9 protein-coding genes are annotated in these 14,937 nt (G+C 64.7%); 4 read left to right on the forward strand and 5 right to left on the reverse strand.

Features of this window, described 5'->3' with window-relative positions; genetic code table 11:
* Positions 1-331 precede the first annotated feature (331 nt).
* From D456_RS24730 to D456_RS0121100, 3 genes are all read right to left on the reverse strand, one after another.
* Positions 332-1,480: an IS4 family transposase gene (locus D456_RS24730; protein WP_017578161.1), complete on the reverse strand. Its 1,149-nt coding sequence runs from the start codon at positions 1,478-1,480 to the stop codon at positions 332-334.
* 105 nt (positions 1,481-1,585) lie between these two features.
* On the reverse strand, positions 1,586-2,260 hold the full coding sequence (locus D456_RS26710; protein ID WP_160166745.1) for a hypothetical protein: 675 nt from the start codon (positions 2,258-2,260) through the stop codon (positions 1,586-1,588).
* A complete protein-coding gene (locus tag D456_RS0121100) occupies positions 2,253-8,102 on the reverse strand; it encodes a beta strand repeat-containing protein (RefSeq protein ID WP_020480255.1) in 5,850 nt (1,949 codons plus the stop codon). The genes D456_RS26710 and D456_RS0121100 overlap by 8 nt, the downstream gene beginning before the upstream one ends.
* 284 nt (positions 8,103-8,386) lie before the next feature.
* On the opposite strand from D456_RS0121100, the gene D456_RS24735 reads away from it, so the two are divergent.
* From D456_RS24735 to D456_RS26715, 4 genes are all read left to right on the forward strand, one after another.
* Positions 8,387-10,093, forward strand: a complete 1,707-nt coding sequence (locus D456_RS24735) for a hypothetical protein (protein WP_152442642.1) — start codon at positions 8,387-8,389, stop codon at positions 10,091-10,093.
* 433 nt (positions 10,094-10,526) lie between these two features.
* Entirely contained in the window at positions 10,527-10,706 is a 180-nt protein-coding gene (locus D456_RS27220; RefSeq protein WP_017578163.1) for a hypothetical protein, read from the forward strand.
* A gap of 31 nt (positions 10,707-10,737) precedes the next feature.
* The gene (locus tag D456_RS0121115) at positions 10,738-11,376 is read left to right on the forward strand and encodes a hypothetical protein (RefSeq protein ID WP_017578164.1); all 639 of its coding nucleotides are present in this window, start codon (positions 10,738-10,740) and stop codon (positions 11,374-11,376) included.
* A gap of 49 nt (positions 11,377-11,425) precedes the next feature.
* Positions 11,426-12,007 (forward strand): hypothetical protein, encoded by a 582-nt coding sequence (locus D456_RS26715; RefSeq protein WP_152442643.1) that lies wholly within the window; start codon positions 11,426-11,428, stop codon positions 12,005-12,007.
* Positions 12,008-12,061: 54 nt separating this feature from the next.
* Here the strand turns inward: D456_RS26715 and D456_RS27650 are convergent, their stop codons facing one another.
* A complete protein-coding gene (locus tag D456_RS27650; protein WP_017578165.1) occupies positions 12,062-12,424 on the reverse strand; it encodes a hypothetical protein in 363 nt (120 codons plus the stop codon).
* A 924-nt stretch (positions 12,425-13,348) separates the two neighbouring features.
* Positions 13,349-14,860: a PQQ-binding-like beta-propeller repeat protein gene (locus D456_RS0121130; RefSeq protein ID WP_017578167.1), complete on the reverse strand. Its 1,512-nt coding sequence runs from the start codon at positions 14,858-14,860 to the stop codon at positions 13,349-13,351.
* Positions 14,861-14,937 lie beyond the last annotated feature (77 nt).

Below are 14,937 nucleotides of genomic sequence, written 5' to 3' on the forward strand. Positions count from 1 at the left end.
GATCGCTCGTGCCGTGCTCGTTCTTCAGCTCCGAGAAACAGGATGAAAAAGGCTCACTGGCACTGTCGTCGAAATTATCTCGCATGGCCTGGTGGCCAAGCTCCCCCGTGTATCAACACCGCGTCTTTAGTGTGTTCGGGCTGGTGGCAGCTTGAGACAGTGGATGATGATGGTGTGGACGAAGGCGGCCGTCGCCGGCTCGGTGTCCTTACGTGCCTTGAAACGGTGGTTGGCCCTACGCCGCTTGCGGGGCGCACTCCTTCCCGGTCTGGCCCGCACCCGAGACCGGGTGAGTTCAACGACCGCGCGTACCCGCATCCATGCCAGATCCTCAGCGGGAAAAAGCCGCGTCGGTCCAGGACACCGAGCGGCGAACCAAACTGGTAGCGGCCTTGAAACTGACCGCGTCCCCGGGTGGGAGCCCAGCATCGAGCACCACATGGTCGACCACGTCGCTGATGCCCTGGTACAGGCACATCAGTCCCCAGAACTCAGCGAGCACGCCTTCTGGCGAAGTCGAGCGGAAGACGACTTCCGTACCCCCGCGCAGGTCGGTCTTGACCTCGTCGTAGATCGTCTCGCACGTCCAGCGTTGCCGGTACAGCGCCGGAAAGTCCTCGATCGGGTAGCGCACATGGTCGAGCAGGCTGGTGATCAGCGTGATCGTCTCCCCGACGCTCTCCTGGCCGATACGGATGTCGGTGCTGGTCACCGAGTACTCGATGACCCGGACCGGGATCGAGCGTAGGCAGGGCTTGTTCAGATGGGCGATCCAGGACCCGTCGGGCAGGACGTGCTTGATTTTGAGCGGGAACTGGGCCCCGGCCCGCATGATGACCTGGGCACCGGTGGAGTGGATGTGCCCGAAGAGGTCGTAGCCGCAGAACCCGCGATCGCAGATGGCGACCTGCCCGGGGCCGAGTTGGTCGGTCCTCTTCAGGGCCAGGGCCTTCTCGGACTCGTTGTAGGCGCCAACGGTGGCCCCGATCAGGCGGCGGGTCGCGATCTCGCAGGCGGCGACGAACCGGGCCTGGGGCAAGGCCCCACCGGAGGGCCTGGTGAAATAGCCGCGGTTGGCGCCGGTGTCGGGCAGGTCGAGTGTGGCCCCGTCGATAGCGACCGGAGCCAGGCCCTGCCAGGTCGCACCTGTGCCGGGTTCGGCGACCGGCTCGATCGAGGAATGGAAGAGGTCTTCCATGACCTGCCAGCCAATGCGTTTGCGGGCCTTGGTGATCGAGGAGGAGTTGGCCACCTCGCTCATCCACTCGGTGGCAGGACCTCGCCAGGAGGCCACCCGCAGCGCATCGGTCATCTGTTTGAGGACCTCCACATAGCCCGATCCGCGCCACAGCCACATCGCGATCGTGAAGTAGACCATCACGTCCGCTGGTAGCTCGCGCCTGCGCTGCTCACGCACTTCGTGCGCCCGGACCAGTTCATCGACCGTCTCCGGCGGAAACGAACCGGTCAGGATTCCCATCGACACCCGATCACTCAACACCAGACCAGGTTAGACCCGCCCGAATACACTAAAGACGCGGTTTTGCAGCCAACCCGGCCGAGACCCAGATTCCGGAACCGTCCCTCAGTCGGGGAGTGGGCGACTCGGAGCCAACTCCTCAGGGTCGACTCCTTTTGAACGCAAGAAACGGTCTACCTTACGCGCCAATATCTCTACACGATCAATGCTTGACTCAATCCTGTAGTAAATATTCCTAAGCTTGCTTGCACTCCTTGTTGATTGAAATTTTTCAATCTCACGGATTTTTTCTTCACCTCGCAAGTTGAGCTTTAGTATAGTGAATCTGTTTATCTCGAACTCCTTTCTCTCGTGCCCCCCAAGAAACCCCAGGGCACCGGCTTCATCGTAGCGATCGAGAATTATATCACGACGCCTGGATTCATAATCGGACAGGACTTTCTCTGCCGCCAACACCATAGCTTGCGCATGTGGCAATTTCCCCGCCTTGGGGTCTTGAATTTTTCTAATTGCGATTATTGTTATCAAACTCCAAGCGACCCACAATGCCACTAAAAATGGCCTTGGTCCTTTCTCTTCCGGCCTAAATTCAACAGGCAAAAATGGCACCGCCCCGCTGTCGAGAGCATAAGTCACCGAAAACCAAAATGCAATGACCAGAAAAAATATCACCGCGCTCCATGGCGTGCGATAATAGAATGGCCGCAGCAGGGATGGATTGCCAGTTTTGCTCACACTGCCCCATGAAATAAAAGGCACCCCCTTAAAGAAATTAATCATCACTATTTTTTTCAATTTCCTCAGGAGTCTCGTCCGTTTCTTCTGTCAAGTCATCCCATCCAGCATCAAATGTATCTCGCATGGACTGATGCCCCAGTTCCGCTGTAAATCTCCATGGAACCTGCCCGAAGCCTGCTTCTGGAAGGAATCTTGTTCTCACGTACACGTGTTCACTCGCCCCCTTCGGTGCAGCTGTCAGGATCTGAGCAAGGCCATTCTGAAGTTGCCCTTCTCCCAGGAAGTCCGGTCCTTCTTCATCGCTTGCTAGCCACCGAATTCCATGAAGGCCCATTCCACCAATAACATTTGCCCCAGCCTTTCCCATTTCAAGAACGACGTCCTTCATCACCCCCTCCAGCAAGTCGTGGCTCTTCTCTCTGACCTTCTCCATGGCTTCAGTGTCGCCGGTTCTTCGGGCTTCGCGCCAGTCCGCCCACAACTGCTCCACCCTGTCGGGTGTTCGTTCCGTGGTCGACATCGTCGCCTCGCGCCGATCGGTCACCTCTCGTAGGTTCCCGTCCTGGCTCAACCGGATCTGGCCCTCAGCCGGCACACGGTTGTTGTCCGTGCTCACCTGGCCATTGGCGTCGATGCCCATGCCCCAGCTCTCGGCGACCCCGTTCTCGGACCCACCCTTGGGTTTGACCACGAGGCTCTCCACCGCACCGTCCTGGTGGATACGCGTGTCCTGGCGCCCCCGGGGGCCGTCCGCACCCGGCACCGTCCGGATGTCCACGTCCCCCTTCGCGCCCTCCTTGATCGTGGTCGTGGGCTCGCCCGGCCCCGGCCTGAGCGTGGTGAAGGGGACCCCGTTGCGGTTGACGTCCACCTGGTCCGAACCGCGGTTGACCCGGATCCGCCCGTCACCACCGACACGGACCTCGACATCACCCGCTCGGAACCACTGGCCGTCTGCGACGGGCTGAGCGCGATTGCCGCCATCGCCGGAGCGGTTGCCGGCCGGCTGCTCGAAGACGGTCTGCCCGTCCTCCTTGACCCGCACCGTGCCATCGGCGTCCCGTGTGACCTCGATACCGCTGTCGCCGCCTGGACGGATGGTCAGGTCCCGCCTGCCGTTATCCTGCCTGTTCCCGGACCGTTCCGCAGAACCGTCGGGGGTGCGTTCGAGGCGGAACGAATCGGTCTCCACCACCGTCCCGCCATCGTCGCCCCTGGTGACTGCCACACCTTGGTCGACCAGCTCGACCTTGGTGCCGTTGTCATCGCGAGTAGCACGGAAACTGTCGTGGCTGACCTCGCTCCGGTTACCGGCACTGTCCCGCCTCATGGTCGGGGCATCGACCGTGGCGCTGGACCCGCGCGGCCGATAGACCTGCTCGACCGTGCTGGTGTCCCCCTCCCGCGACAAGCTCGGGTGGGTCCCCCTCGCGTTGGGGTCGTTCACCCCGCCACCGGACTGGTTGATCGGCCCGTTGGCGTCGAAGCTGTGCTGGTTGCCGTCCTGGGTCATGTTCAGAACACCGCCGCCGCCGTGCACGACGTTGCTGTCCGGGTCGGAGGAGTTCTGGACGGTGGTCTGCCCGTCCCGCGCGCTCAGGTTCGCGCCGTTCCAGTCGGCCTCGGCCCCCTCCGGGCTCACTCGGACGCCGTCCCCGCCCTCGGGTCCGACAGTGACATTACCGTCGGCATGGTGCACAGGCTGGCCATCAGTCCTGTGATTGACCTGGATGCTCTCCGGATCCCCGCTACCGTCGAAGGTGACCCTCTGGCTGCGGGAGTCCCCGCCGGGCCGTACAACGCTCCCGCTCTCGCGGAGGTCGATACCGGCACCACTGTCGGGATTCTCGACCCGTGCGCCGTCCCGGTAAGGACTGAACTCGGTGCCCGTGGTCGAGTCGGAGACCACCGTTTCGTTCTTCGGGGAGGTCTGAAGGTTCAGTTCGGCGCCTTCACCCTGGACCCGGGCGCTCGTGTTGCCGTTGGCGTCCACAGCCGCCAGGCTGCCCTTGTCGCTGCCCAGCCCATAAGCCCCGTCACTGCGCGCCTGCGCGCTCCACGACGGACCGCCGTCGAGCGAGTCCGGTCCTCCGGAGACGGCACTGTTGCCATCTCCCACCCGGACCTGGTTCCCGTCACCGGTGTGCAGGTCGACGGATCCGCCGTCGTACACGCGCACCTCACCTCCGGAGGCGGAGTGGTTGACCGTCGAGCCGTCGGAGAACGGGGCAGAGCCGCTGCCCCCGCTGTGGTGCGCGGCCACCGAACCATCACCGGCGTCGGTCGTACGGGCGTTGTTGTACCCGTCGACGGTCGAGACCAGGTTCTGGTCCGAGACGGAAGATCCCTCCCGGGAGCTCTGGACATCGATACCGTCACTGGTCCGCCCGGAGACAGTGCCATCGCCATGGCTCACCACTTGATCGCCACCGGAGCCCATGGTGGTCGTTCCACCCTCCTGGGTGACCGTAAGACGGTTCCCCGCAGCATCAGCCGGAGAGCCGATCGAGCTACCGCCGTTACCGGTGGGTGTAACGCTCCAACCGTCGGCGGTACGCACTTCCCCTCGGTTCCCGGGACTGACACGGGTCCCGTCCGGAGCCGTGTGTGTGGGCGTCCCTGTGCGCGGTGACGGCAGGAGCGCGGGCACCGCGAGAGCCGAGGCGCTCTCCAGAGGAACACCGTCGGGATCGTAGGACCAGGTCCCGCCCTCGCCGTCGGGGATGTCCAAACTTCCGTCGGGGTTCCTGATGAAGTCGGGATGGTTCACGCTGCCGTCCGGTGCCACTCGCGTGCCTCCGGCCGTGACAAGGCCTTCGTTGTTCCGTGCCACCTGAGAACCGGTGCTCTCATGGGTCAGCGTGGTGCCGGTGCCGTCGACGACCGCAGATGTGCCGTTGGCATGCCCCTCGACAGCGCCCCTGTCGTCGGCCCGGAAGGAGGTGGGGTTGTCCGAGGCACTGTTGACGACCTCGACCTCGCCGTTACCGGCCCGGCCGGAGCCACCGCTCCCCGATACAGCTTCTACCTGCCCTTCTTGGGGACGCGTGGTGTGCTGCGTCCCCTCGAAGGAACGGGTCGTGGTCCCGTCCGTGCGGATCTCGGTGGTGCGTTGATTGGTCACGTCCCGGACGGTGGTGGGTCCGTCTCCGTTGGAGAGGTTCGCCGAATCACCGTCCCTGGAGGTCACGGTCGTGTTCTCGCCCCCGTTGGGACGGATCCTCGTGGGAGAACCGTCCGCCGCGGGCTGGTCGACCCGAACGTCCCCGCCACTCAGCTCCGTCCCTTCGGGGGTTCGGTGGGCCTCGACAATGTTTCCGTCACGCGTGGTGTGGATGAGAGAGCCGTCAGTGCCGTTGTACGAGGGACCCTGGCTACCGTCGGTGTTGGTCAGGTCGAAACCGCCGTCACCGTCACGACGGACCGTGATCTGACCCGCATCGTTGGAGACCTCCATCGTCTCCCGGTCAGCACGGACCCGAGGGTCACCACCGTCACCAGGGTTTGCGATGTTGGCCTGGCCCTGACGGGGCATCTCGGCGGAGAACCCGTCGGTGCTGTACCGAGGAACAGGGGAGTCCGGGTTGCTCCGGTCGAACCCGATCTCACCGAACTCGCCTCGGCTCGTGGTGCCGTCGGAGGTGACCTCACTCGTCGTGGTGGACACTTCGTCCACGACGACACGGTTCTCCCGACCATCGGTAACGCTGTTGTCCCCTTGCCCATCACCGATGGGTCGTCTGGTCGGCGGTCCGTCCGGGGTGACCACGCTGCTGCTGTTGCCGTCGCTGGTGACCTCGAACCCGGTACCGCTGTTGACGTCACCGGCGCTGAGGGTCGCATCCACCATGTTGCCGTCCGCGTCGAGGCGGCTGGTGGCGTTCGCACCCGATCCGGTGTCGGTGGACAGGCTCTGGGTGGGCTGGGTGCGCACCCCGGCCTCCGCGCCCTCGCTCTGGTCGTTCTGGCTCTGGTCGGTGGGAGCGTTTCCGTCGGAGGCGCGGTCGCCGGCGGACTGTTCCGTATTCTGGCTGCCAGAGTTCACCCCGTCCGTGTTCTGGGTATCGGGGTTCTGGGGCGGCCCCGCGTCTGGTCCCGTCTCCGTACCGGATCGATCGCCCGTGTCCGTGCCCGAAGACTCCTCACCGTTGAACGAGGATGTGTCGTCCCCACCGACCGGCTCGGTGCTCTCCGCTCCGACGGCCTCCGTGGATTCGGTGTGGGGCACCGACTCGGTGTTTTCCATACCGACCGAAGCCGTGGGCTCGGTACCGGACGTGGGCTCCGTGCCGGAGGAATCCGTGCTCTCTGTCCCGGACAGATCCCCGGTATTCGACTCGGTGGTGTTCACAGCCTCTGTCGTGCTCGGCGGGTTGTGCGAGCTCTCGCCCCCGCCCGCAACCGGATCGACGCCCTCCTGAGGAGAAGCCGTCGACGTGGTGGTCCCGCTGTCCCCGGACGAGGAGAAGTCGGTTGCCCCCACGTTGTCTCCACCGGACGCACTCGAAGATCCGGTGTCCCCCGAACCGAGGGGCTCGATCGTGGTGCTCGTGCCGTCCGTTCCCTCGACCGTGGCGGGCCCGTCCGAGGGGAAGCTCGATTCCACCCCGCCGACGCTGCCATCGGCAGGATCCACGTTGGTGACATCGGGTGAAGCGTCGTTGGCCCCGAGGGGGTTGCTGTTGACGGCGTCCGAGCCGAGCAGCGCCGAACCGTCGCTCTGGAAAGCGGCTTGGAAACCACCGTGGCTGTGTGCGGCACCGACTGCGCCTCCCGGGGCGCCGGTGGCGAAGCCTCCTACAACAGCGTTCACCCAGTCGACCTCACCCTTGTCGGTGTACTCGATGGTCGCGCCTGCCGCTGTGCTGAGAGTTCCTTCCCGGAGGCTGCTCGCAGCGACGTCCAATGCGAGGCTCTGCTTCGGGCTGTTGTTGAATGTGCCGTTGTTGATCGACTGCCGGATCTCGCGCCCCCGGTTGAGGGTGCTGCTGACGCTGGTTCCCAGCGGGCTGTTGCGGATGGAGTTGGCTGCACTGCGCAGACCGCCACTGATCGGGCCGCGGTTCGCAGTGAGGAATCTTCCACCCCGGCCCAGGGCCCCGCCGGCACGGACAAAGGCCGCACCGGGGACGACACCGAGAACATCCAAACCGAGAGTGGCGATGGATTGGATGTTGAACCCGAGTTTGTCCTGGCGGTGCAGACTCGTCGCGCTGACCAAGAGCGCAATGATGCCGAGGGCGATACCGAGACCGGGGATGAAGATGGCCGCGATACCGGCGACCACCATCAGGGCCGCATAGACGAGGGGGTTCTCCTCCGTCCACTCCACGACCTTGTTCCACAGGTCCCAGGCCTTGTCCCAGCCGTTGCGCATGAGCTCGTCGAGCGCGTTGACCGCGGTGTCGACGTCGCCGGACATGGTGGAGAGGACCGTGTTGAGCCGGGTGACGTAGGTCTCCCGGTCGTCGTCCCAGTCGTCCTTGTCCTCCAACGCCTCGTAGGCCGCCTGAGCCTCGGTCAGAACGCTGTAGCTGTCCCGCCGGGCGGTCTCCAACGCCTCGCCCCAGGCCTCGAAGGCGTCGGCGGCTCCTTGGAAGGTCTCCTTCGCGTCCTCCAACAGCCCCGGGAGCTTGCCGACGAGTTCCTGGAGCGCCTCGGCCACCTCACCTTCACCGATCTCCCCGGCCTTGACGGAGCGCAGGTCCACCGCTGCTTCCCCGCAAGCCTCCGCCAGTGTCGAGTACCTGTTCTTCAACAGGATCTGGGACACAGGCCCCCACGGAACGGGGTCCTGTTCACCGTTGGAGGTCGAACCTCCCTCGGGATCGTTGCAGTGGGGGACGAGGATGTCCCAACGCCCGCTTCTGGGGGAATCGGACACGGCTGTGCTCTTCCTGGTCTGGACATCTGCGGCGCCGGAGCCCTGAGTGGCCCGGCGCGCACGGGGGGCAATCGGCTGGGGGAGGGAGCCGAGGGGCAGCACCTTTTTACCCGAGGTGCACCATGGACGTCAGTCCGAGGTGTTACCGAACAAAGTCGATTGAGTGCCCATCTGTTATTGATGCACGGATCGTGGGCTATGTTCCTTAATCTTGGATGGCGGTCTCACGGGTGCGCTGTCACCTGCAGTCCACGAACCAACACTCACGAGTCCGGGGAGGGCCGGTGTCAGGACCAGGGACGACGAGGGCACTCACGCGCGGACGTGTCCGGCTCGGACCGTGGTTGGTGCTCCCGGCGCTACTGCTGTCCCTCTCCCCGGTGGCCCCGGCGCCACAGGCAGCGGCCGAACCGGTCCCGGTCGACCCTTACGAGGACTGCCCCGAGGTCATCTACTACACGGTGCCCGGGGGCGCTGGAGGCCTGTTCGAGATCGCCGAGAACGTTCTGGGCGAGCCCGAACGCGCGGCGGAGATCTATACGCACACCGAGGGGCGCACCCAGCCCGACGGCGGGATGCTCACGAGCGACCAGGAAGTGCGTCCGGGCTGGCACCTCATCATGCCGTGGGACGCGGCAGGGGAGAACGTCCTGAAAGGTCAGGACCCTCTCTGTGTCATCGAGGTGGACGAGGCCTTGGCTCAGGGACAGACGCCCCCGGAACCGGCCGAAGCTCCTCCGAGCCCGGAGCCGACACCTTCACCAGAGGCGAGCGACGGCCCCTCCGACGAGACTTCGGACGGCTCCTCCGGAGGACTCCTGGGCGGACGAGGCTCGAGTAACGCACCCGACATCGACCCCAAGATCCTGGGGATCGGCGCGGGGATCCTGCTCACCCTGACGATCTTCGCCCTGTTCTGGAAACCGATCTTCAAGGGCGTCGCATGGCCGTTCAAGAAGATCGCGGCCCTTCCCTGGCGGCGCCCGAGGCCCCCGCGGTTCGTCCGTTCTCTGCGCCGCCGGAAGCGGCGGGACGCGGCCGGGGACGTCATCGCCGCCGACCCCGGTGCGGAGAAACGGGCCAACATCGCCTACCTGGAGCTGCGGAGCGCCCCTGCAGAGGTCCCGGCGCGGCCGGTCGCCGTGTTCACGGCCGACCGGGAGATCACCGTCATGGTTTCTGCGGACGCCACTCCACCCGCGTCGTCGTGGGAGGTCGTCGAACCAACTCTCTGGCGGCACACGACGAGCCGTTCCGCGACCTCGGCGGTCAGGTTCGACACGACGTCGCGGACCGAGCTGGGCATGGTCAACCGCGGTCTCCTGTTGGGCATCGGGGTCGTCGAGGCGTTCGAACCGGAGGAGGGGCAGCAGCAGCTGCTCTTCGTGGACTTCACTGCTCTGCGCGGCGTCCTGGCCGTGAACGGCCATCGGGAGATGGCGCGCGAGACCGTACGGGTGGTGGCCGAGGCGCTGGGCCGCGCGGGTGTGCGCACCCGTGCACCCGGCAAACCCTTGGACCGGTTGTTCGGTGAGCAGAAGGCACCGGAGTCCGATGACGGGCCCATCCGTGCGTGGTCCGGCGAGGGGCGGCCCAAGTACGCATTGATCCTCGAACGTCCCTTGGAACGCAGTGAGGTCGAGACTCTGGGCCGTATCCCCCAGGACGTCATGGTGGTGGCGCTCGGCCGGGTCTCCGGTGCCCATTGGCAGTGGGAGGCCCATGAGGACGGAACGGTCTCTACTGGACCTTTGGGTGTGAACCCGGTACTGCGTCCGACGCAGGAACAGATGGCCGAACGTGCCGAGAAACTCGCGAAGAAGCGTGGCAAGAAGGCGAGGCCTCGCGAGGACGGACCGGTCACGGAACGGCGTGGGCGCCGTGAGCCGGATCCCCGGGCCCGCCAGAGGCGACCTGACGGAGACCGTGGTCGGCCGGATCCGCGCGACCGTGAGCGTCAGGGGCGGCAGCGTCGGCCCGCGCACCTCTGAACCGGGACCTTTCTCCCATCGGTCGGCCCGCGCTTCGAGTGTCCCCTCCGGCCGGGGCAGAACCACAGCCAGGTACTACAGTTGCGCTTCCGTTTTGCCCTGACCTGATGTTTCCTGGGGTTGCCTGACCAGGTTTGACCACGCTGATCTGGACGTTTGCCGCGCACACGAACGGCCACCGCCCGATGATCGTGTGTGAAGACAACAGGCAACGAGGCGGTGGCCGCAGCCACCAGCGTAGCGGCCCAGCGCTGGCCGCGCCTACTGAACGAGCTCACCGATACCGTCATCGACCCGTATCTGGCCTGGCCCGAGACCCGCGCCACCACCCGCGACGTCATCAGTACCCTACTCGCCCCGCTCACGGCCAAGAACTGCTGGAGCCTGGCCCAACAGGCCCTACCGGATCCAGCGCCTGCTGACCCGGGCCAGTATGGACGAGGAGCCCCTGGCTGCGGCCTTGCGCGGCTACGTCATCGGCCGCCTGCTGCACGAGCTGTTCAAGGTCGAGCACGGCGTGGAGCACGTGTTGGGCTGGTCGGTGTTCAGACGGGCTCACCAAGCCAGGGCCCAGCGTTGCCATTACCGCAGACAGGCAGCGCTGGAATCATGACAAACCGGAAGTGCAACTGTAGTACTGGGGCATGGGCATCGATGCCAATGGCCAGGTGAGCACGGACAACAACCGTGTGCCGAGTGAGGGCCAGATCCGGTTGAGCCAGGACGGGAACCTACGAGAGGTGACCGACCAGCGCGAGGCGACGATGTCGTCCACGGTTCGGGATCTCAATCCGGTGGAGCAGTTGTGGGCGGACTGGCGCGAAGCCCGAAGAACCGGCGACACCGAAGCCATGAACGACCTGAGGGCGCAGCGCCGAGAACTGTTGGAAGACATGGTAGATAATGCCGCTTTTGAGATGACCAAGGCTGGAGCTAATGTTCTTGGTGGGATCGGACTTGAAGGTATCCGATGGCTCTCCAGCGATGAAGAGGATCAAGAGTTTTTGCAGGAAGGGCAAATCCAAAACGGGTTTCTTCAAGTTTTGACAGCTGCCCCGAAGGGGGCGACTGAGCAAGTTTATGTCGGGTCGGATTTCGCTCCAGAAACAGGGGCAGGCCAAATCCCATGGCGGTACGCTTCAGAGTTGGGACACCAGTCCATGCGGGACACATTTGATGATGGGTGGAACGAATTCAACGAAGAAGACGAACCCTTGAGGAAATTGAAGGAAGTGCAAATGATTGACACCAAAAAAATACACGCCGACACCCCCTTGGAGTGACATGAGCCGGCGTAGTGGCACGACTTTACTGCGACCTTACTATTCACGAATGCCGTGGAATATAATCTTTTTTATGCTATTCGTGGGTGTTTGGTTTTCAGGGACTCATGCCATCAGTAGTGGAAACATGCCTGACTTCCTCCTGGATGCAGATTCAGCGCATGAGAACCCGAAACCATTCGTGGTGGTCGTGTGGCTCGCATGGACCTTGATTTCGATAGTCGGAATGAGAAAAATTCAAGACCCCAAGGCGAGGAGATTGCCACATGCGCAATTTATGGTACCAGCCGCGAGGAGCCTCGTCTCTGACTATGAAATGAGGCGCAAGCCTGTAATTTTAGATCGCTATGATAAAGCCGGAGAGATGGGATTCCTTGGCGGCCCTGGAGCGAAGGAATTCGATATTGAACGCTTCAGCATACTAAAGGTAAAGGAAAGAGCTGAAGAGCGAGTTCGAGAAATCGAAAAGTTCCAATCAGTAAGATCCAGCGGAAAGCTTAGGATTATATACTACGGCATTGAGTCGAACATTGACCGAGTCGAATTGTTGGGCATTCGGGTAGATCGTTATCTCAGAGGAAAGGGAACGGCCCCCGAGGAAGTCGCTCCGAGCATTCCCGTCTCCGATTGAGGCCTTCTCCCGTGAGTGCTGCTGCGTTTTCTCCTGGGCTCCAAGCGGTCAGCGTCAGAACCACAGCCAAGGTGCGGGTCGGTCCTCCCCTGTGTCCGGGGCGCGCCACAAGCGCACCGGATCGTAACGCTCCTCGTGGGCGACGTTGCCCGCGTCATCTAAGCGGCGGTCGGTGATCCTGTTGCCGAGAGCGTCGTAGCTCGTTTCGCTCAGCAGGTGATCCGTCCCGTCCCACTCATGCCACGGGCCCACCTGATCGTACGCGTGGTGCAGCATCCCCTGGAGGACGAGCTCACCGGAAGACTCCGATCCCCAGACCGGCCCCTCCTCACGACCATCGAGTACCGAGCGAACGCGGGTACGCCCTCCGTCCTCGGCCGTGGCGAGGAAACCCCAGTACGGCCGGTCACCGTCCACGAACCCTGTTCCGCCTCGTCCCAGTCGATGCGGCGGGAGGTGAGGCCGAACCCGGGTGTTTCCGAGGGGGTTTGGTCACTGAACACCGCCGTGTGAGTTCCGTTCCAGACACGCGGAGACGAATCAGGCTCTTCAGAGACCAGTCGGCCGTCGGCGTCCCACTGCCGGACACTCCCCGAGGGCCCCGGTCGTCGAAAGTTCATCTCACTTCGGAGGTTGCCTTCTCGGTCCCACCGGTAGTTACCGCCGAAGCAGATGTTCCCGTAGAGGTAAGCGCCGAATTCGCGCAGGACGCCGGTGCGCTCATCCACGATGTACTCGGCACCGTTCGTCGTTCCGTTGAGGACGGTCACGACGCCGAACCCCAGTGGAGGATCATAATCGACGCTGTTACCCGGTGAACGGCTCGCTCTCCGAATCCGCGGTGAACTCGTCAGGGAAAACCTGATCATCGAACCATGCCCAGCGCATCCTCAAAGGCGGCTTGACGTACGCCACCCCCGGGGGGCGGCATCCCGGGGCTCCGGATCCCGCCACTCCAGGGCAGAAGGTGCTCGAAACCGCAGGTGGCCACGGCCGAGATCCCGGCATTCCAGAAGCACTCCAGAAGCCTCCCGGTCACGGCGACGTAGTGGTCCAGGCCCAGCCTGTCCGCGGCCTCGAGCTCCACCAGGAGCGACCAGAAGAGAAAGTCGTCCTGCCGGTCCCTGTTTCTCGCACGGTCCTCGCCGTCGCGGATCTCGACGGAGAAGCCCCGGGTCTCCAGAAAATCGTCCTCGATTCGGCCCCAGAAAGAACCCCGAGACCCTCTTGACCAGCCTTTCCTTCGGCTCTCCCGCGACGAAGGTCTTGGCGCGCGGAGCGAACTCAGCACTCACGGGCGTTGGCCCTCCGGGCCGGTCGGCAGGACGAGTCCCCCGAGTCTCAGTCGTCCTCGGGGGACTCGTCCTCGGGGGACTCGTCCTCGGGGGATCCCGAGGCTTCCTCCTCGTCGGTGTCCTCGCCCGGAGGCGGGCCGTGGACGAAGCGCTGGCGGTCCTGGACGAGGATCGCGTGCCCGCTCTCGGTCACGGCCTCCACCCGCACGGAGAGTTCGTCGTCGACCACGTCCATGGTGACGGCGTCCAGCACCAGTTGGGAGCTGTCGGTGTCCCCGCCACGTTGGTCTCCGTAGACGTGACCGTCGTGGGCGAAGGCGGGGGAGATCGCGGTGTCGTCGTCCTCCAGGCCCCAGCGTTCCTTACCCTCGGCGAGGTCGACTGCGATGAAGGAGGCTCCTCCGCTGGCCTGCTGCAGCAGCAGGGTCCCGGTCTCCTCGTCGTAGAGGCTTCCGGTGGCGCCTGCGGTGGCGAAGGGTTCGGCGGCCGGGTTGGTGCCGGGCTCCTGGAGCGTCCACCGGGTCTCGCCGGTGTCGGGGTCGTGCGCCGACAGGACGGAGGGTGCCTCGGGTTGGGCCCAGCGCAACAGGAGCAGGCCCTCGTCGGGGGTGTCCTCGTCCCCGTCCTCTGCGCCGTCCTCGTCCTCGTCGGTGCCGTCGTCCTCGTCGGTCTCCTCGGCGTCCTCGTTCCCGGGGAGGTCGTACTTGCCGAGAATCTGCGGGACGGCGCCTGCGGCGGTATCGGGCAGGTCGAGTTCCTCGTCCCGGCCGGTGACCGACCACAGCTCCTCGCCGGCCTCTTCGGGCTCCAGGGTGTGGGCCTGCAAGGAGGAGTCACCGTCGCTCAGCAGTACCGTGTCGTCCCACGCGGCCACGGGAACGCCCAGAGGCGGTTCGGTGCCCTCGTCCTCGGAGGCCCCTCCGTCCTCGTCCCCGCTTCCCTCGTCGGAGTCCTCCGCGTCTTCCTCGGATTCCTCCTCGGCGGGCTCGAAGTCGTAGCTCCACAGCTCGTCGCCGTCGGTGTCGGAGACGGTGAAGGCCCCTCCGGGCTCCTCGGCGGACCACTCGTCGGGGTGGTCGACGATCCGCCCGTCCAGGTAGACCTCGTCGGCGTCCCCGGCGGACCACACCTTCTCGCCCTCGGGGTCGAGTACGAAGGGCACGTCGTCGGTGTCGGCCATGAGCAGGACGGGGTCGCCGTCGGAGTCGGAGGCGAAGCCGTTGAAGCCCGCCTCGCCCTCCCACAGGGCCTCCCCGGTCGCGGCGTCATGGAGGAGGTGCTGGTCCTCGCCGTCGGAGCTGATGAGGAAGGCGTCCTCGACGGGGCTGATGCGCACTCCCCCGTCGTCGAGCACGGGGTGCACGTCCGCGTCCTCACCGTGCAGGTGGCGCAGGATCTCCCCGTCCAGTCCGGGGGGTACCTGGCCCCGGAACTCGGTCGGTGGCGACGAGGGCTGCTCGTTCCCGTCCTGCGGCTCGGGTGGTTCGGGATCGCCCGTGCAGCCGGTGACCAACAGCACCGCGATGCCACAGGCGAGGGGCACGCGTGAGCTGCGCATGGTCCGTTACTCCCCATGAACGATGACGTATCACGGCAAATCCTAAGCCGGTTACCGGAGGACCGACACACGGCGGC

This window comes from Nocardiopsis kunsanensis DSM 44524 (genome assembly GCF_000340965.1).
Classification (GTDB): Bacteria; Actinomycetota; Actinomycetes; order Streptosporangiales; family Streptosporangiaceae; genus Nocardiopsis; species Nocardiopsis kunsanensis.